This window comes from Kitasatospora sp. NPDC022785, assembly GCF_055561295.1.
Genome location: NZ_JBVHHB010000015.1, coordinates 84617 through 102479, shown reverse-complemented (window position 1 = coordinate 102479; position 17863 = coordinate 84617). Strand labels below are relative to the sequence as shown.

Below are 17863 nucleotides of genomic sequence, written 5' to 3'. Positions count from 1 at the left end.
GGGGCGGCGTCGACCGGCCTGCCGCCGACGGGGGCACCGCCGCGCACCGGGTCGGCGGTGTCACCGGGGCCAGGAGCGCCGGCGGGCGGGGTGGTCGCACCGCCGGTGGACGGGGGAACGACCGGGGAGGTGCCGGTGGGCGCGGGCGATCCGGTGGCCGTCGGCGTACCCGTCACGGTGGCCGTGGCAGTCGCCGTGGCGGTGGCGGTGGCGGTGGCGGTCGGCGTACCGGTCGGGGTGACCGTGGCGGTCGGCGTCGGCGCGCCGGTCGGCGTAGGCGTGCCGGTCGGGGTGGGCGTTCCGGTGCCGGTCGGGGTGGGCGTCGGCGTGCTGCCGAGGTCACGGTGGAGCGTGCCGAAGGAGATCCCGGTGGCACCGCCGAGCACCTGGGTGGAGGCCCGGACGTCCGAGCCCTGCTGACCGGCGGAGGCGACGTTGAAGCCGCCGTCGCCGTTCTGCTGGCCCGCGAGGAAGTCGAGCGCCCTGGCGATCTGCGCCTGGTAGGAGGACTGACGGAGCATCATCCCCTGAACGGCCAGGGCCGCCGAGTTGGTGGAGTCGCCGGCCGCGCCGGGGAAGCCCCCGTCGGCCAGCTGGCGCCCGGCCAGCCAGGTCAGCCCCTTGTCGACCGCCTGGGCGGCCTCGTCCCCGGGGACGAGCGCGAGCGCCATGACGGCCATCGCGGTGCTGTCCACGTCGGAGTCGCCGGTGGCGGGGATCAGGCTCGGCCAGGAGCCGTCGGCGTGCTGGAGGCCCCTGAGGTAGGCGATCGGCGCGGCGGCGTTCGCGGTGTCGCCGGCGCGCAGCTGGGCCATGATGCCGAGCGACTGGGAGAACACCGAGGTGGCCCAGGTGTAGTTGCCGGCAGCCGCGCAGCCGGTGTCCGGGGCCGCCTGGGCGCAGACCGCCTGGGCCAGGGCCGCGATCAGGTCGTGGCCGCCGAAGGCCCGGGGGTTGCGGCCGACGACCTCGGCGAGCAGCGCCTCCTTGCCGATGGAGCCGCCACCGGCGTACTCGGTGCCGATGCCGGTCCAGTCGTTGACGGTGCGCTCGCCCGCGTCCTTGCCCTGCTGGTCGAGGAAGTCGACGATCCTGCGCAGCGCGGCGTCGTCGGTGCCGGTGGCGGCGAGGGCATAGGCCCCGTCGATGGTGAGGCCGAAGTCGGCGAAGCTCGGGAAGGCCTCGTAGTAGTGACCGTCGATCAGGTGCGCCGGGGCGGTCAGGTAGGCGCTGCCCTTGGCCAGGTCGGGGGTCTTCCCCGCGGGCGGGGTCGGCGTCGTGGTGGCGCCGTCGGGGTTGTGCCGGACGCTGGTCAGGTCGGTGCCGGTCAGGGCCAGGACGGCCTGCCCGGTCGCGGCCGGGTCCGCGTCGGCGGTCGACTCGTCGGGCGCGAAGCCGCCGTCCTTGCCCTGGCGGGCGGCCAGCCAGGTCTTGGCGGCGGTCTCCTTCACCGCCTGGCCGGTGGCCCGGAGCGCCTGGGCCGCGCCGGCGGTGCTGCCGGTGTCGCCGGTGGCGGTGAAGCCCGCGTTGTGCAGCAGGTTCATCCCGGTGGTGGGGTGGGCGTCACAGCCGCGGACGACACCGCCGCCCCAGTGGCCGAAGTCGACGGCGACGATCGCGCCGGTCGTGGCGGTGCACTCCTCGATCGGATCGGCGGCCGCCGCGCCGGGATGCCCGAGCACGACGGTGCCGCCCGCGGCGACCGCGACGGTCCCGGTGACCAGCAGGGATGCCAGGTTCCGCCCTCTGTGACGCGTACGACTGCTGTTGACCCTCACCGGCGACTCCCTGGTCGGTCGACGCGGGGTACGACGGCGTAGCCGACGGCTCCCCGGGCAGGGGACCGTCCTGACCACGTCGTAGTCCGCGACGACGCAAGTGCTCTCCGAACAGACCCTCGGCGCAGGCATTCCGGCTCACCCACCCGTCACGGGTGGATCTACGGTTGCGGGTCAGCGCCGGAGTTGGACCGGCTTCCCCTGACTACCGAGGATGAAAAACCGGTTCATCAGACCATGTGCACGGAATCGGCGTCAACGAAGCGTCATGTCGCCTTCGCCACCTCGTGAGTCCGCCGGGCCGTCAGGGGCCGGGGCGCTTCAGGGCCCCGTCGGCTCGGCGTGGACGGGGTAGGGGGCGAAGGTGCTGGTGTGCTCGTCCACCTCCAGGGGGAGGCCGACGGCGGGCGCCGCGCGCTGCGGGCAGGCGGGGCGTTCGCAGACCTTGCAGCCGAGGCCGATCGGGGTGGCGGCGGCCTCGTCGGCGAGGTCGAGGCCGGTGGAGTACACCAGCCGTGGGGCGTGGCGCAGTTCGCAGCCGAGGCCGATGGCGAAGGTCTTGCCGGGGCGCCCCCAGCCGCCGGGCGAGCGGGTGACGGCCCGGGCGGTCCACAGGTAGCGCCGGCCGTCGGGCATCGCCGCGACCTGGACGTGGACGCGACCGGGGGCGGCGAAGGCCTCGTAGACGTTCCAGAGCGGGCAGGTGCCGCCGGTGCGGGAGAAGTGGAAGTCCGTCGCGGACTGGCGCTTGGAGACGTTGCCGGCCCGGTCGACCCGGACGAAGGAGAACGGCACCCCGCGCAGGCGCGGTCGCTGGAGGGTGCTGAGGCGGTGGCAGACGGTCTCGTAGCCCAGGCCGAAGTGGTCGGCCAGGTGCTCGATGTCGTAGCGCGCCGTCTCCGCCTCGGCGTGGAAGACGCCGTAGGGCAGGACGAGTGCGGCGGCGAAGTAGTTGGCCAGGCCGATCCGGGTCAGGGACCAGGCGGTCGACCCCGGCGGGCTGTCCTGGGCGGCCAGTTCACCGAGCAAGCCGTCGTGTTCCAGGTAGGCCAGCTGGGTCGCCATCCGGAACGCCTGCTGGCCCGGGCGCAGCCGGTCCGACAGGCGCAGCACGCGGGTGTCCGGGTCGTACGCGTGCAGGCGCTCTCCCCCGGTGGCCAGCTGGACCTGGTGCCCGGCCGTGAGCCGCTCGGCGAGCACCGCCCTGACCCCGCCCCGCCTCAGGCCGATGGAGAGTGCCAACTCCTCTGCGGCGAGGTCGAGTTCATGGACGTAGTTCTGGCGGCGGTAGAAGAACTCGCGGACCTCCTCGTGCGGGGTGCGGGCCGTGCCGACGGCCGGGCCGCGGTCCCCGGCGAGGATGGCGAGCTGCTCGGCGACGGCGCGACGGCTGCGGCCGAGGTCCATCAGCACCCGGGCCACGGCGGGGAGCCGGGTGGCGAGGTCGTCGAGGTCACCCGGGGTGAGGCGCCCGGCGGCGAGCTCCTCGCCGAGCGAGTCGCGCAGTTCGGCGGTGAGCCGGGCGGTGTCCGGCGGGGCGAAGTACCCGGCATCCACGCCGAAGGCCTCGGTCAGGCGCAGCAGCACCGGGACGGTCAACGGCCGGGCGTCGTGCTCCAGTTGGTTGAGGTAGCTGGGAGAGAGTTCGAGCAGCCGGGCGAGCGCGGCCTGGCTGAGCCCCCGGTCCTCGCGCAGGCGGCGCAGCCTCGCACCGGCGAACGTCCTCCCCATCCGGCCGTCTCCCGTCGTCCTCGCCCCTGTCCGGTGCCCGCAGCATAGCCAGAGGCACGGCACGGACGTCTTCGCAGGCTTCGCAGATTCGCAGGATCCGCTTCGCAGAAGTTGGCCGCCGTCCAGCGGTGACGGCAGTGGCCGGGGGTGCCAGAGTCGGTGCTGCGGCCGGAAGGCGCACCACGAACAGCCTCTCCCCGCCGGGCACTCAGGGCTTGGCGGCGGGGGCTCGGGGGCACCCGACGTCTCGGCGGTCCAGACCGCCTGCCCGGCGCCCCGGCCACACCTCCACCTCGCGACGTGAGCATCCTCACATCCTTCGCAACGAGTACCTCCCGGGAGCGGATTCATGACCCAGTCGGTTCGGCAGCAGCAGGAGCAGCAGGCGGCGGAGCTGGCCGCCCGGTGGGCGTCCGACCCCCGGTGGGCCGGCATCGAGCGGACGTACACGGCGGCGGACGTGGTCCGCCTCGCCGGCACCGTGCGGGAGGAGCACACGCTGGCGCGGCGCGGGGCCGAGCGGCTCTGGCGCCGGTTGCACGAGCAGGACTACGTCCACGCGCTGGGCGCACTGACGGGTGGCCAGGCCGTGCAGATGGTGAAGGCCGGGCTGCAGGCCATCTACCTCTCCGGCTGGCAGGTCGCCGCCGACGCCAACCAGGCCGGCCAGACCTACCCCGACCAGAGCCTCTACCCGGCCGACTCCGTGCCCCAGGTGGTGCGGCGGATCAACAACGCGCTGCTGCGGGCGGACGAGATCGACGCGGCGGAGGGCAACGACGGGCCGGACTGGCTGGTCCCGATCGTGGCCGACGCCGAGGCCGGGTTCGGCGGCCCGCTGAACGCCTTCGAGCTCACCAAGGGCATGATCGCGGCCGGCGCGGCCGGCGTCCACTACGAGGACCAGCTCGCCTCCGAGAAGAAGTGCGGCCACCTCGGCGGCAAGGTCCTCGTCCCCACCGCCCAGCACATCCGCACCCTCAACTCCGCCCGTCTCGCGGCCGACATCGCCGACGTGCCGACGGTCATCGTGGCCCGCACCGACGCGCTCGCCGCCAACCTGCTGACCACCGACGTCGACGAGCGCGACGCCCGGTTCTGCACCGGCGAGCGCACCGCCGAGGGCTTCTACCGGGTCGAGCCCGGCATGGCCCCGGTCATCTCCCGCGGCCTGGCCTTCGCCCCGTACGCGGACCTCATCTGGGTCGAGACCGGCACCCCGGACCTCGCCCAGGCCCGCGAGTTCGCCGAGGCGATCAAGGCCGAGCACCCGGACAAGATGCTCGCCTACAACTGCTCGCCGTCCTTCAACTGGAAGGCCGCGCTGGACGACGACCAGATCGCCAAGTTCCAGCGCGAGCTGGGCGCGATGGGCTACCGCTTCCAGTTCATCACCCTGGCCGGCTTCCACGCCCTCAACCACTCGATGTTCCAGCTGGCCCGGGGCTACGCCGAGCACGGCATGACCGCCTACGTCGACCTCCAGGAGGCCGAGTTCGCCGCCGTGCCGGACGGCTACACCGCGGTGAAGCACCAGCGCGAGGTCGGCACCGGCTACTTCGACCTGGTCTCCACCGCGCTCAACCCCAACGCCGAGACGCTCGCCCTGACCGGCTCCACCGAGGCCGAGCAGTTCCACTGAGCCACCCCCGGCGGCCGTCCCTCCGTTCCCGGAGGCTGCTCCTCGGCCGCCGCCCACCCCGGCCCGCGGGTCCCGTTGAGGGACGCGACCCGCCCGGGCCGCCCCGCGCCCGGGGCCGCGTCACGAGGCGCGGCCCCGGGCCCCACCAGCCTGGAGAGCCGGATGACCCTGACCAGCCGTATCGAGATCCTCGGCGAGCACGAAGACCGGTTCGAGGAGATCCTCACCCCCGAGGCCCTGAGCTTCCTGGTCCGTCTGCACGACGCCTTCGACGAACGCCGTGCCGGCCTGCTCGCCGAGCGCGGCCGCCGGGCCGCCGCCCTGGCCGCGGGCGGCATCCTGGACTTCCTCCCGGAGACCCGCGCCGTCCGTGAGGACCCCGGCTGGCGGGTGGCCGGGGCCGGGCCCGGCCTGCACGACCGCCGGGTGGAGATCACCGGCCCGCCCGAGCGCCGGATGACCGTCAACGCCCTCAACTCCGGGGCGAGGGTGTGGCTGGCGGACTTCGAGGACGCCACCTCCCCCACCTGGCGCAACCTCGTCTCCGGCCAGCTCAACCTGCTCGATGCCGTCCTGCTCCGGATCGACGACACCGCGCCGGGGGGCCGCCGCTACCGCATCGGCCGCACCCCGGCCACGATCGTGGTCCGCCCGCGCGGCTGGCACCTGGACGAGCAGCACCTGCGGATCGGCGGCCGCCCGATGGCCGCCGCCCTGGTCGACTTCGGCCTCTACCTGTTCCACTGCGGCCACCGGCAGATCGCGAACGGCAGCGGCCCGTACTTCTACCTCCCGAAGCTGGAGAACCACCTCGAAGCCCGGCTCTGGAACGACGTCTTCACCTTCGCCCAGGCCGAACTGGGCATCCCGCACGGCACGATCCGGGCCACCGTCCTGATCGAGACCATCACGGCCGCGTTCGAGATGGAGGAGATCCTCCACGAGCTGCGCGAGCACGCCGCCGGCCTCAACGCCGGCCGCTGGGACTACCTGTTCAGCCTGATCAAGAACTTCGCCCACCACGGGCCGCGGTTCGTCCTGCCCGACCGCGCGACCATCACGATGACCCAGCCGTTCATGCGCGCCTACACCGACCTGCTGGTCCGCACCTGCCACCGGCGCGGCGCCCACGCCATCGGCGGCATGGCCGCCGCCATCCCGCAGCGGGACCCGGACGCCAACGAGGTGGCCCTCACCCGCGTCCGGCTCGACAAGGAGCGGGAGGCCGGCGACGGCTTCGACGGCTCCTGGGTCGCCCACCCCGCCCTGGTCGACACCTGCCGCACCGCCTTCGACGCCGTCCTCGGCGACCGGCCGAACCAGCTGGAGCGCACCCGCGAGGACGTCGAGGTCACCGCCGCCGACCTGCTGGCCGTCCAGCGGCTCTCCGCGGGCCTGCCGACCGAGCAGGGCCTGCGCTCCAACGTCGCCGTCGCGCTGCGCTACCTCACCGCCTGGCTCGGCGGCGCGGGCGCGGTCGCCGTCTTCGGCCTGATGGAGGACGTCGCCACCGCCGAGATCGCCCGCTGCCAGATCTGGCAGTGGCAGCACCACTGCACCCGGCTCACCGGCGGCACGCTCGCCACCGCCGGCACGGTGCGCCGACTGATCGACCGGGAGCGGGCCGCCCTGCTCGCCGAGGGCGGTGACCCGGCGCTGGTCGACGACGCGGTGCGGATCCTGGAGGAGACCGCCCTGGGCCCGGACCTGCCCGCCTTCCTCACCACCGAGGCCTACGCCCGTCACCTGGTCCGCGTCCGCACCGCGGCCTGAGCCGCCCAAGCAAGGACACGCCATGACCGAGATCCGCCGCGTCGCCGTGGTCGGCGCCGGGCAGATGGGCTCCGGCATCGCCGAGGTCTTCGCCCGCGCCGGACTGGACACCGTGGTCTGCGAGCACGGACGGGAGGCGCTGCGCGCCGCCCGGGCCCGGATCGACCGCTCCCTGCACCGCGCGATCGACCGTGGCCGGCTCACCCGTGAACAGCACGAGGACGCCTGGGCGCACCTGCTCTTCGCCGACGACCCGGAGGCGCTGGCCGACCGTCAGCTCGTCGTCGAGGCCGTCGTGGAGGACGAGCGCGTCAAGACGGACGTGCTCACCACCCTGGACAAGGTCCTTCGCCGACGAGCAGGCCGTCCTCGCCACCAACACCTCCGCCATCCCCGTGACCCGGCTCGGCATCGCCACCACCCGCGCCTCCCACGTCCTTGGCCTGCACTTCTTCAACCCCGCGCCGGTCATGCCGCTGGTCGAGCTGGTGTCGTCCCTGCACACCGACCCCACCGTCCTCGACCGGGTGGAGACCTTCGCCCTCGACGTCCTCGGCAAGCACGTCATCCGCTCGCGCGACCGGGCCGGCTTCGTCGTCAACGCCCTGCTGGTGCCCTACCTGCTGGCCGCGATCCGGATGGCCGAGGCCGGGCACGCCACCGTCCAGGACATCGACGCCGGCATGGTCCACGGCTGCGCCCACCCCATGGGCCCGCTGCAACTCGCCGACCTGATCGGCCTGGACACCGTCCAGGCCATCGCCCAGTCGCTGTACGACGAGTACAAGGAGCCGCTGTACGCGCCGCCGCCGCTGCTCTCCCGGATGGTCGAGGCCGGGCTGCTCGGCCGCAAGACCGGCCGCGGCTTCCATCCCCACCGGGCCGCCTGAGCCCACCCGAGCACACCGGTGCCCCGGTCTCCGTCGCGGAGGACCGGGGCACCGGTGTACGGACGGGTGTCAGGGGGCGGTGATGCCCGGCTGCGAGCCCGCGCCGAAGGCCCAGCCCTCGACGTCGCCCGGGGCCGGGTTGTAGCTGCCCGCGCCCAGGTTGCTGTACGACCAGGCGCCGCCGTGCTGCGCGTGCCAGTACGACCAGTAGGCGCTGCCGGTCGGGTTGGTGCAGGTCGTCGGCAGGGCGTTGATGGTGCAGACGAAGCCGGGGAAGCGCGGGTGGAAGGCGTAGGAGAAGCCGGCGCCGGTCAGCGCGGCCAGGCCGCTGGCCGGGTCGCCGAGGGCGCAGCCGGTCTGGATGCCGCCGCCGACCGCGGTGAAGTCGACCACCACGGTGACGCCGGTGGTGCCGGTGCAGGCGGCGGCCTGTGCCTGCGGGGCCTGGACGGCGGAGGCGCCGAGCAGGCCGGCGGTCAGGGCCGCGGCGGCGGCGATCGAGCCGAGGGTGCGGCGGGCCGGGCGGGCCGGGGTGAGGGTGTCGGTCATCGGAGTGCTCCTCGTGTGGTCAGGGGTCGGGCGTTCAGCGGGCGGCCGGTGCCGGGCAGGCCAGGGTGGGCGCGTCGGGCCGCGCACCCGTGGCGGAGAGGGTGGCCAGCGGAGCGCCGCCGAGCCCCAGGACGGCCTGGGCGGTGGCCCGGGCACCGTTGCCGGCGTTGAAGCCGCTCGCGTCGTAGGCGACGGCGCCACGCACGGCCGCCTCGGCCGAGCAGCCCTGCTGGAGCTTGACCAGGCTGCTCCAGCCTTTGAGGCCGGCGCCGAAGCGGCCGCCGGAGAGCAGCGCCTGCGTGGCGAGGCCGGTGGTGTTGGCGTTGGAGACGGTCGCCCCGGCGGTTGCGAAGCCGCCGTCGGTGTTCTGGTGGGCCGTCAGCCAGCCGAGCCCCGCGTTCGCCTTGGCGGTGCGGCCGGTCGCGGCCAGGGCCTGGACGGCCAGCGCGGTGGCGTCGGCGTCGCTGGTGCAGGTGGCCTGGCCGAAGGCGACCGGGAAGCCGCCGTCCGCGCACTGGCTGCCGGCGAGGAAGTCGACGGCGCCGGCCGGGGCGCCGCCGGGCGTGCGCTTGAGGGCGATCACGGCGAGCGACTGGCCGAAGGCGTTGCTGTAGTCCCCCCACTGCGAGCGGTCGGAGAAGCGGCCGCTCGGGCTCTGGAGCGAGCGGAGCCGGGCCGGCAGGTCGACGCCGCCGAAGGCGGTCGGGTTCTCGCCGCGGACCTCGGCGGCCAGCAGCAGCTTGGCGGTCGCACCCGCGTAGGCCTCGGTGGTGCCGTCGCCGAGGTAGCCGGCCAGGATCTCGGGCTTCGCCAGCCAGGCGGTGGCTTTCGCGGCCGCCTCGTCGGAGCTGCGGGAGGCGGCGAAGGCGAGCACGGCGTCGATCGTCAGCCCCTGGTCGGGGTAGGCCGTCCCGTTGAACACCGACTCGAAGTGGTCCCCGTCGACGAGCTGGCGGGCCAGCCAGCCGGCCGCGGCGGCGTCCGGCCGGATCGTCGGGGACGACGCCGGGGCGGCGGGTGCGGCGTGCGCGGCGGTGGCCGCCGGGAGCGCGGTGGCGAGGGCGAGCGCGGGTATCGCGAGCAGACCGAGGGTGCGGCGGAGCGCGGGCATGGGGGCCTTTCCGGGCCTGGACGCAGGGGCCCGGAGAGCGTCGGCACAGCGCCGGGCAGCCCTCGGAGCTCCGGCCCGCAGACCACGACGGGAGGAGGGGACACACCTCCGCCGACGGGTACTCGGGCTCGCCGCCGACAGCCGTCGGCGGCCTACCGTTGCGGGTCAGCGCCGGAATTCGACCGGACTTCCCCCAGCGGCGGAGTCAGAACATGACGGCCCATCATGGCGAGGCGCGGAAGACCGGGTCAAGGGATCGTGGGTCACATCACGGCATCCCCCGGCCCGGGCCGGGTCACCGGTGCGACCGACATCACGCAGCCGGTCACCCGGCCTCCCCCTGTCCCCTGACTGCCTTTCACGACCACGGACTTCTCCGCGGTCACGACGGAGATCCACCAGAATCTCGGACCGCCCGAATCAGGTTGAGGCCGTCCGGTCGGCGGCCCGTGCGGACCGGCCGCCGGCCGACCGCCGGGTGGGACAGGGCGCCCGGCCCTGTCCCACCCCCGGCCCCGCGCGGAGCGTCAGCCGGCCAGCTCGCCCCGCAGGCGGCGGGCGGCGCCCACCAGGCTCTCCAGCGAGGCGCGGGTCTCGGCCCAGCCGCGGGTCTTCAGGCCGCAGTCGGGGTTGACCCAGAGCCGCTCGGCCGGGATCGCCGCGAGCCCGGCCCACAGCAGTGAGACGGCCTCGTCGGTGCTCGGCACCCGCGGCGAGTGGATGTCCCACACACCCGGGCCGACCTCGCGCGGGTAGCCGGCGCCCGCCAGCTCACCGGCGACCTGCATGTGCGAGCGGGCCGCCTCCAGCGAGATCACGTCGGCGTCCAACTCGTCGATGGCGCGGAGGATGTCACCGAACTCGGCGTAGCACATGTGGGTGTGGATCTGGGTGTCGGCGCGCACCCCGGAGGTGGCGAGCCGGAAGGCGACGGTGGCCCAGTCCAGGTAGGCCGGGCGGTCGGCGGCCCGCAGCGGCAGGGTCTCGCGCAGGGCCGGCTCGTCGACCTGGACGACCGCGGCGCCGGCGGCCTCCAGGTCGGCGACCTCGTCGCGCAGGGCGAGGGCGACCTGGAAGGCGGTCTCGGCGAGCGGCTGGTCGTCGCGGACGAAGGACCAGGCGAGCATGGTGACCGGGCCGGTCAGCATGCCCTTGACCGGACGGTCCGTCAGGTCCTGGGCGTAGCGGAACCAGTCGACGGTCATCGGGTGCGGTCGCGAGATGTCCCCGGCGAGGACCGGCGGGCGCACGTACCGGGTGCCGTAGGACTGCACCCAGCCGTGCCGGGTGGCCAGGTAGCCGGTGAGCTGCTCGGCGAAGTACTGGACCATGTCGTTGCGTTCGGGCTCGCCGTGGACGAGGACGTCCAGCCCGGCCTTCTCCTGGAACGCGATCACCTCGCGCACCTCGGCCTCGATGCGCTCCCGGTACGCGGCCGCGTCGATCCGTCCCGCCGTCAGGTCGGCCCGGGCGACGCGTAGTTCGGCCGTCTGCGGGAAGGAGCCGATGGTCGTGGTCGGCAGTAGCGGCAGGCCGAGCCGGGCGCGCTGGGCCTCGGCGCGCTCGGGGTAGGCCTGGGCCCGGCGGCCGTCGGCCTCGGTGACGGCGGCGGTGCGGGCGCGGACGGCCGGGTCGCGGGTGATCGGCGAGCCGGCACGGGAGGCGAGGACGGCGCGGTTGGCTGCGAGTTCGGCGGTGATCGCGTCGGTGCCCTCGCGCAGGCCGCGGGCGAGCAGCGCGGTCTCGCCGGCCTTCTGGCGGGCGAAGGCGAGCCAGCGGGCGATCTGCGGGTCCAGGTCGTGTTCGGCGGCGGCGTCCAGCGGGACGTGCAGCAGGGAGCAGGACGGCGCGACGTCGACGGTGCCGGCCAGGCCGAGCAGGGTCGCCAGGGTGGTCAGCGACTTCTGCAGGTCGTTGATCCAGACGTTGCGGCCGTCGACCACACCGGCGACCAGGCGCTTGCCGGGCAGTCCGCCGACGGCGGCGAGGTCGTCGAGGTTGCCGGCGGCCGGACCGGTGAAGTCCAGTGCGAGGCCGTCGACCGGCGCCTTGGCGAGCACGGGCAGGGCCTCGCCGAGGCGGTCGAAGTAGCTCGCGACGAGCAGCTTGGGCCGGTCGGCGAGGGCGCCGAGGTCGCGGTAGGCGCGGGCGGCGGCGTTCAGCTCGGCCGGGGTGCGGTCCTGGACGAGCGCGGGCTCGTCCAGCTGCACCCACGCGGCGCCGGCGGCGCGCAGGTCGGCGAGGAGCGCGGCGTAGACGGGCAGCAGCCGGTCGAGCAGGGTGAGCGGCCGGAAGTCCTCCGCCACCCCGGGCGCCGGCTTGGCGAGCAGCAGGTAGGTGACCGGTCCGACCAGCACCGGGCGGGCGTCGTGGCCGAGCGCGACGGCCTCGCGCAGCTCGGCCACCTGCTTGGCCGGGTTCGCGGTGAAGACGGTGTCGGGGCCGAGTTCGGGCACCAGGTAGTGGTAGTTGGTGTCGAACCACTTGGTCATCTCCAGCGGCGCGACGTCCTGGGTGCCGCGCGCCATGGCGAAGTAGCCGTGCAGCGCGTCGGCGTCGACCGCCGCGCGGTGGCGGGCGGGAATCGCGCCGACGGCGACGGTGGCGTCCAGCACGTGGTCGTAGAGCGAGAAGTCGCCGGTGGGGACTTCCCGGATGCCGGCCTCGGCGAGCTGCTGCCAGTTCTCCCGGCGCAGGTCGGCGGCGGTGGTCAGGAGGGCGTCGGCCGTGACCGCACCCTTCCAGTACCCCTCGATCGCCTTCTTGAGCTCCCGGTTCCGGCCCTGCCGGGGGTAGCCGTGGACGGTGGCCCGGGTTGCCGCGGCTGCGGACTTCGCTGTCAAGGGACTCTCCTTCGCGAGCCTGTCTCCTGTGGTCCCCGGTGACGGGACGAAGGCGCGAAGGGGTGACGAACCGGGCGGGGCCACGAGCGCACGAACGGCGCCGAACCCGCCTGGTATGTACGCCGACCCGCCCACGAGGTCACCGGGATGGCCGCGCGCGATCGGTCGCGTGCGGGCAACGGGCAGGTCTTCGGACTCGCGGGCACGGCCGCCCGTGAAGGGCGGACACCTACTGGCCGTCGCTTCCCAGACCCGGCCGGGCCCAGTGCGTATGACGGCGTTCGTTCCCACTCACCGCTGCGGGGCAGTCCCGGATTCCCACCGGGTTCCCTCTTGCGACGCGCCTGCCTGGCGGGCAGGGCGAACCAGCTGCCCGGCCAGCCTATAGGGAATCCGGTGGGCGGCGGACACGGATTCGCTCGACTCATCCACATTCCGGGACGCCTTCGGCCGCGGCCGGCCGGATCACGGGCCTGCTGCCGTCGGCACCGAGGGCGCCCGGACCCGCTCGGCGCCGGGCCCGGGACCGCCGTCCGCGAGCGGTAACCCCGGCCGCCCCACCGGCGGCCGTCTCACCAGGCGGAACGGCGCGAGGTGCGCCGGGGCGGGAGCCGACCGGCCGGCAGCTCACAAGATGATGACGATTGAACAAGCGGTGCCACCCAGGCGAATAAGGGCGCCCTTATTTAGGCTAGCCTCACCTCATGCATCACGTCCTGTCGGCCGCGACCACGGCCGGATACACCATGCCCCAGGTCTGGCGGATCCTCACCAAGGCCGGCTACTTCATCGGCCTCAGCGGAGCCATCGGCGCCACCGTCACGTACGCGACCACCGTGCGCCCCGCGCTGCGCGCCGCGGAAACCGGCGGCCAGGACGCCGAGGTCCTGCGAAGAAGATCGGCGACCTACCTCGCCTGGGCAGGGGTGGTGCTGCTGGCCGCCGGCTACTTCCAGCTCGCCGCCCGTCTCGCCCGCGCCGGCAAGGGCATGCCGTTCGGCGACGCCCTCGCCCCGGACCGGATCTGGGACTACCTCCACGCCCCGGCCGCCAAGGGCGCCTGGATCGCCCAGGGCACCGTCTACCTCGTCCAGAACGCCGCCCTGGCCGTGACGGCCGCCGTCCTCATCGCCCTCTTCGTCCCGGCCGTCCGCCGCCACACGGACACCATCGCCCTCACCGCGCTGCCGCTCTCCCTGGCCGTCACCCTGATCGCCGCCGTGCCCGCCACCAAGCCCGCCGACCTGGACAAGTGGCTCGACCTCGCCTTCGACCAGACCCACATCGTCTCCGGCGTCGTCTGGCTCGGCGGCCTCGCCCTCCTGGTCGCGCTCGCCGGCACCCGGGGCCGGCTCGGCGACGGCGCCGGCCTTCTCTGGGCCGACATGTGGCGCCGGTTCAGCCTCGTGGCCATGGTCTGCGTCGGCGCCGTGACCATCTCGGGCCTCTGGCTCAGCTGGAAGCACGTCGGTGCGATCTCCCAGCTGTGGACCACCGGCTACGGCATCGCCCTGCTCGTCAAGATCCTCCTGGTCGCCGGCCTCGTCGCCGCGGGCGCCTTCAACCAGTTCTGGCTGATGCCCCGCATCACCCGGGCCCGCCTCGCCGACGACACCTCCTCCCTCCTCCACCTGACCCTGCGGCACTTCCCGAAGGTCGTCTGGGGCGAGGTCGCCCTCGGCGTCGCCGTCCTCGTGGTCATGCCGTTCATCGCCGGCTCGGCCCGTACCGAGGCCGGCAGTGCCAAGGCCGTCTCCTCCGGCAGCGTCTTCGCCGCCGGCGCCGTCCTCGTCCTCGCGCTGGCCGTATCGCTCTACGCCACGGCCAAGGCCTCCGACGCCCTGTCCCGCCGCCCGGCCGTGGCCGCAGCCTGACCCCGCTGCGCACCGCGCGGGCGGCGCTTCCGGCCCGGCCGATCCGCCGGCCGGGTCCCGGCGTTGCCGGCCCGGCGGATCGCCGGTCGCGCCCCCACGGACACGCCGCTCACGGGGACGCCGCATGGAGCGGAAATGCCCCGTCGGACGTGAACCACCAGACATATAGTCTGATCACTAATTTTGTGAACACGTTCAGCATTGGGGGGCCGGTGCACCGTCACCGCATCATGATCGCCGCCGCCGTCGTCGCGGCAGCCGTCGGCTTCGTACCCGCCACGGCGCAGGCCGCGGGTCCGTCCGTCAACCCCGGCGGGGCAGCGACCGCCACCCCGGGGGCCGGGGCCGGTTCCGCCCAGAACCCCGACACGCAGGAGGCGGCCGGGCGGAAGGCGGCCGAGAGCGCCGCCGCGAAGGACGCCACGGCGCGGGGCGCCAGGGCCAAGACCGCCGATGCCCAGAGCGCGCCGGACGGACCGGGCTCGTCGGCACGCGCACAGAGCTCGCACTTCGACGTCGGCGTGGGCACCTACAACACCTACGCGCACAGCATCATCCTGGCGACCACCGTCAACACCGACCTGGAGCCGGCCGGTCGAAGCGTCCAGTACGACGTCGACTGGGGTGACGGCACCACCGACCAGGACCTCGGCCCCGCCAGCGACTTCGCGCACTTCAAGCACAGGTACGCCAAGGCCGGCGCCCACAAGATCACGGTCACGGCGACCGACCTGCTCACCAAGACGACCTCCGTCACCACCAAGGACATCACGGTGGACGGCTCCGAGTTCACCCCGCACGCGCCCACCCGGCTGCTGGACACCCGCAACGGCACCGGCACCTCGGCCGGCGGCCCCGTCGCCCCGCTCACCACGACCCGGGTGAAGATCGCCGGCAACGCCGGCATCCCGGCCGGGGTGACCGCCGTGGCCCTGAACATCACCGCCACCAATACCTCGGCGGCCGGGCACGTCATCGCGTACGCCTCCGGCAAGGCGCAGCCGGCCACCTCGAACGTCAACTTCGCGGCGGGACAGACGGTGCCGAACCTGGCGATCGTGCCGGTCGGCGAGGACGGGTACGTCGAGCTGGCCAATCGCAGCGCGGGCCCGGTGGACCTGATCGCCGACGTGACGGGCTACTTCACCCGCTCGGCTGCCGACGGCTACACCTCCGTCAAGCCGTCCCGGCTGGTCGACACCCGGGAGGGGCTGGGCTCGGCCAAGGGCCAGGCCGCCGCCCAGACCACCTTCGGCGTCCAGATCGCCGGCCAGGGCGGGCTGCCGGCCCAGGGCGTGACGGCCGTGGCCCTCAACGTCACGGTGACCGACCCGCAGGGCGCCGGGAACCTGACGGTCTTCCCGAGCGGTCAGCAGGCGCCGTCCACGTCGAGCGTGAACTTCACCGCCGGACAGACGGTCGCCAACGCGGTGATCGTGCCGGTCGGACCGGACGGCAGGATCAACGTCCGCAACAACGCCGGGGACCCGGCCGACGTGATCGTGGACGTCACCGGCTACTACAGCGCCGACGGCAAGGCCGCCTACCTGCCGGTCGAGCCCCAGCGTCTCAGTGACTCGCGGACGCCGTACCCCTGGCCGCTCGCCGGCCAGGACTACCGCAACATGCTCATGGGGGCGTCCGGCATGGCGCTCGAAGCAGTCGTCCTGAACACGACCGTCACCAACCCGCAGGGCAGCGGACACCTTTCGGTCGCCCCGGATCCGAACACGATCAACGACTACATGCACGGTACGGCGGTCCGGCCGACCCCGCCGGACTCCTCCGTCCTGAACTGGACGAAGGACGCCACCGTCGCGAACCTCGTCCAGGCGAGCACCGGCACCACCTCGATGGTCGACGTGTGGAACCGGGGCTGGCAGCCGACCGACCTGATCGTCGACCTGATCGGCATGTACGACAAGAACTGACGCCCCACCCGCACCGTGCGGCGGCGCGTACCGGCCGCCCGCCCCTCCTGGGCCGGGCGGCCGGTGCGTTCCGGCCCCGGAGCGCAGGGGTGAGCGGTCGGGGCCCGGGGCCGGCTCCCCGGGCCGGTGGTGCCGGTAGGTCCGGAGAGGTCCGGCTCCCGGCCGGCGCCGCTGCGCTCAGCGGTCGAGCGAGGCCGGGGCGGGAGCAGCCGGGGCGGGGGAGCCCGGCGCCGCCACGGCGCCGGCGCCCGTCACCGGGGCCGCCGGCCGGGCCGCGCGGCCTCGGGAGGACCGCGACAGCAGCACGTAGAGCGCCGCCGCGAGCGCGCCCGACAGGACGAAGCTGAGGTCGATGCCGCCGGTCAGCGGCAGCAGCGGGCCCCGGTAGACGGGCGTGTCGACGGCGCAGAGTCCGACCGCGCTCGCGGCGGCCCAGGCGACGGCGGCCGGGACGCTCCAGCCCGCGCGGTACCAGTAGATGCCGCCGCGGGTGCCGTGGTTGTAGACCTGCAGCGACTGCCGGTCGTAGTCACCGCGGCAGCGCCGGTGGCCGATCAGGGTGATGACCGCCCACGGGGTGCCGATCGCGGTCAGCACGAGGACGAAGGAGGTCACCGCGGACTGGGCGCTCCAGACGAAGTGGCCGAGGAAGACCAGCAGGGTCGCCGTCGCCGCGACCACGTAGGTGGCCTGCCGCCTGGTCGCGCGCGGCAGGATGGCGTCCAGGTCGAGGCCCATGCTGTAGAGCATCAGGCCGGTGTTGCCGGCGCTGCCGAGCAGGCCGTTGAGCAGCAGCGGCAGCAGGATCCAGAACGGGGCGCCCTTGATCAGGCTGCCGACGTAGTCGTTGCCCGCACCGGTGGCGACGGCGGTGAAGGCGCCGAACAGCTGCGGGATCAGCAGGCCCAGGAAGAGCCCGGCGGCCGTGGCCCAGAGCACCCGCCCGCCGCTGTGCCTGGCCGGGGAGACGTAGCGCGTGTAGTCGCCGAGCAGGGTGATGAATGCGATCGGGCCGCTCAGCCCGGCGGCGACCACCGCCAGCAGCCAGGTCTGCCAGAAGCCGCCGAGCAGGTACTCGCCGTGCGCGGAGCCGTCGAACTGCGGGGCGAAGGCGAAGAGGCCGGCCAGCAGCAGGGCGCCCATGGCCCACATCAGCACGCGTTCCATCCTGAGCAACAGCTGGTAGCCGAAGACGGCCGCCGTCGCACTCAGCGCGGCCAGCACGCTGTAGGTCACCACGTACGATACGCCGCCTGCGGGCAGCCCGAGCATCCGGTTGAGCGCGCCGACCACCACGTCGCCGCCGACCCAGAGCGCCAGGGCCGTGTAGCCCAGCGACAGCAGCAGCCCGATCACCGAGCCGAGCAGCCGCCCGCGGACGCCGAAGAAGGCACCGGAACTGGTGGACAGGTTGGTGGCAGTGCGCAGCGACACCAGGGCCAGCGGCGCGGTCAGCGCGATGCCGAGGGCGGTGCCGAGCACCAGGGAGGTGGCACCGGCCCAGAACGAGAGGCCGAAGGAGACCGGGAGCCAGCCGAAGACCACGACGCCGAACGCGAGGTTCGAGCCGACCAGGATGGACAGCACATCACGTGGCGTACTGGTGCGCTCGGCCTCGGGGATGGTGTCGACGCCGTGCTGTTCGATCAGCGCGTGGCCGCCGGCGGACGGGGCTTGGGACATGTGCATCGTCTTCCTGGTGCTCGCAGCGGCGGAACGGGGAGGGGATCGCCACTGGCTG

9 protein-coding genes, 2 pseudogenes and 2 riboswitches are annotated in these 17863 nt (G+C 74.0%); of the genes and pseudogenes, 5 read left to right on the top strand and 6 right to left on the bottom strand.

Going from position 1 to position 17863, the window contains the following annotated elements; translation table 11 throughout:
• Nucleotides 1–275: 275 nt before the first annotated feature.
• Together ACZ3YO_RS23010 and ACZ3YO_RS23005 are read right to left on the bottom strand one after the other, a co-directional pair.
• Nucleotides 276–1511 (bottom strand): annotated as a pseudogene (locus tag ACZ3YO_RS23010) (prenyltransferase/squalene oxidase repeat-containing protein); the annotation flags it as partial.
• A gap of 588 nt (nucleotides 1512–2099) precedes the next feature.
• On the bottom strand, nucleotides 2100–3509 hold the full coding sequence (locus tag ACZ3YO_RS23005; RefSeq protein ID WP_465572252.1) for a short-chain fatty acyl-CoA regulator family protein: 1410 nt from the start codon (nucleotides 3507–3509) through the stop codon (nucleotides 2100–2102).
• Between the two features lie 349 nt (nucleotides 3510–3858).
• On the opposite strand from ACZ3YO_RS23005, the gene aceA reads away from it, so the two are divergent.
• From aceA to ACZ3YO_RS22990, 3 genes and pseudogenes are all read left to right on the top strand, one after another.
• The gene (aceA, locus tag ACZ3YO_RS23000; RefSeq protein ID WP_465572249.1) at nucleotides 3859–5151 is read left to right on the top strand and encodes an isocitrate lyase; all 1293 of its coding nucleotides are present in this window, start codon (nucleotides 3859–3861) and stop codon (nucleotides 5149–5151) included.
• Nucleotides 5152–5313: 162 nt separating this feature from the next.
• On the top strand, nucleotides 5314–6924 hold the full coding sequence (gene aceB / locus ACZ3YO_RS22995) for a malate synthase A (protein WP_465572246.1): 1611 nt from the start codon (nucleotides 5314–5316) through the stop codon (nucleotides 6922–6924).
• Between the two features lie 22 nt (nucleotides 6925–6946).
• Nucleotides 6947–7814 (top strand): annotated as a pseudogene (locus ACZ3YO_RS22990) (3-hydroxybutyryl-CoA dehydrogenase).
• Between the two features lie 69 nt (nucleotides 7815–7883).
• Here the strand turns inward: ACZ3YO_RS22990 and ACZ3YO_RS22985 are convergent.
• From ACZ3YO_RS22985 to metE, 3 genes are all read right to left on the bottom strand, one after another.
• Entirely contained in the window at nucleotides 7884–8363 is a 480-nt protein-coding gene (locus tag ACZ3YO_RS22985) for a flagellar hook-length control protein FliK (protein WP_465549296.1), read from the bottom strand.
• Nucleotides 8364–8397: 34 nt separating this feature from the next.
• Nucleotides 8398–9474: a peptidase gene (locus ACZ3YO_RS22980; RefSeq protein WP_465572242.1), complete on the bottom strand. Its 1077-nt coding sequence runs from the start codon at nucleotides 9472–9474 to the stop codon at nucleotides 8398–8400.
• A 96-nt stretch (nucleotides 9475–9570) separates the two neighbouring features.
• Nucleotides 9571–9690: riboswitch (cobalamin riboswitch) on the bottom strand.
• Between the two features lie 311 nt (nucleotides 9691–10001).
• On the bottom strand, nucleotides 10002–12317 hold the full coding sequence (gene metE / locus ACZ3YO_RS22975) for a 5-methyltetrahydropteroyltriglutamate--homocysteine S-methyltransferase (protein WP_465572239.1): 2316 nt from the start codon (nucleotides 12315–12317) through the stop codon (nucleotides 10002–10004).
• A 164-nt stretch (nucleotides 12318–12481) separates the two neighbouring features.
• A riboswitch (cobalamin riboswitch) is annotated at nucleotides 12482–12702 on the bottom strand.
• 319 nt (nucleotides 12703–13021) lie between these two features.
• Between metE and ACZ3YO_RS22970 the strand changes: the two genes are divergently transcribed.
• Together ACZ3YO_RS22970 and ACZ3YO_RS22965 are read left to right on the top strand one after the other, a co-directional pair.
• Nucleotides 13022–14191, top strand: a complete 1170-nt coding sequence (locus ACZ3YO_RS22970; protein ID WP_465572237.1) for a CopD family protein — start codon at nucleotides 13022–13024, stop codon at nucleotides 14189–14191.
• Between the two features lie 212 nt (nucleotides 14192–14403).
• Nucleotides 14404–16122 (top strand): PKD domain-containing protein, encoded by a 1719-nt coding sequence (locus tag ACZ3YO_RS22965; RefSeq protein ID WP_465572234.1) that lies wholly within the window; start codon nucleotides 14404–14406, stop codon nucleotides 16120–16122.
• 177 nt (nucleotides 16123–16299) lie between these two features.
• On the opposite strand, the gene ACZ3YO_RS22960 is transcribed toward ACZ3YO_RS22965, so the two are convergent.
• The gene (locus ACZ3YO_RS22960; RefSeq protein ID WP_465572231.1) at nucleotides 16300–17805 is read right to left on the bottom strand and encodes a cytosine permease; all 1506 of its coding nucleotides are present in this window, start codon (nucleotides 17803–17805) and stop codon (nucleotides 16300–16302) included.
• Nucleotides 17806–17863 lie beyond the last annotated feature (58 nt).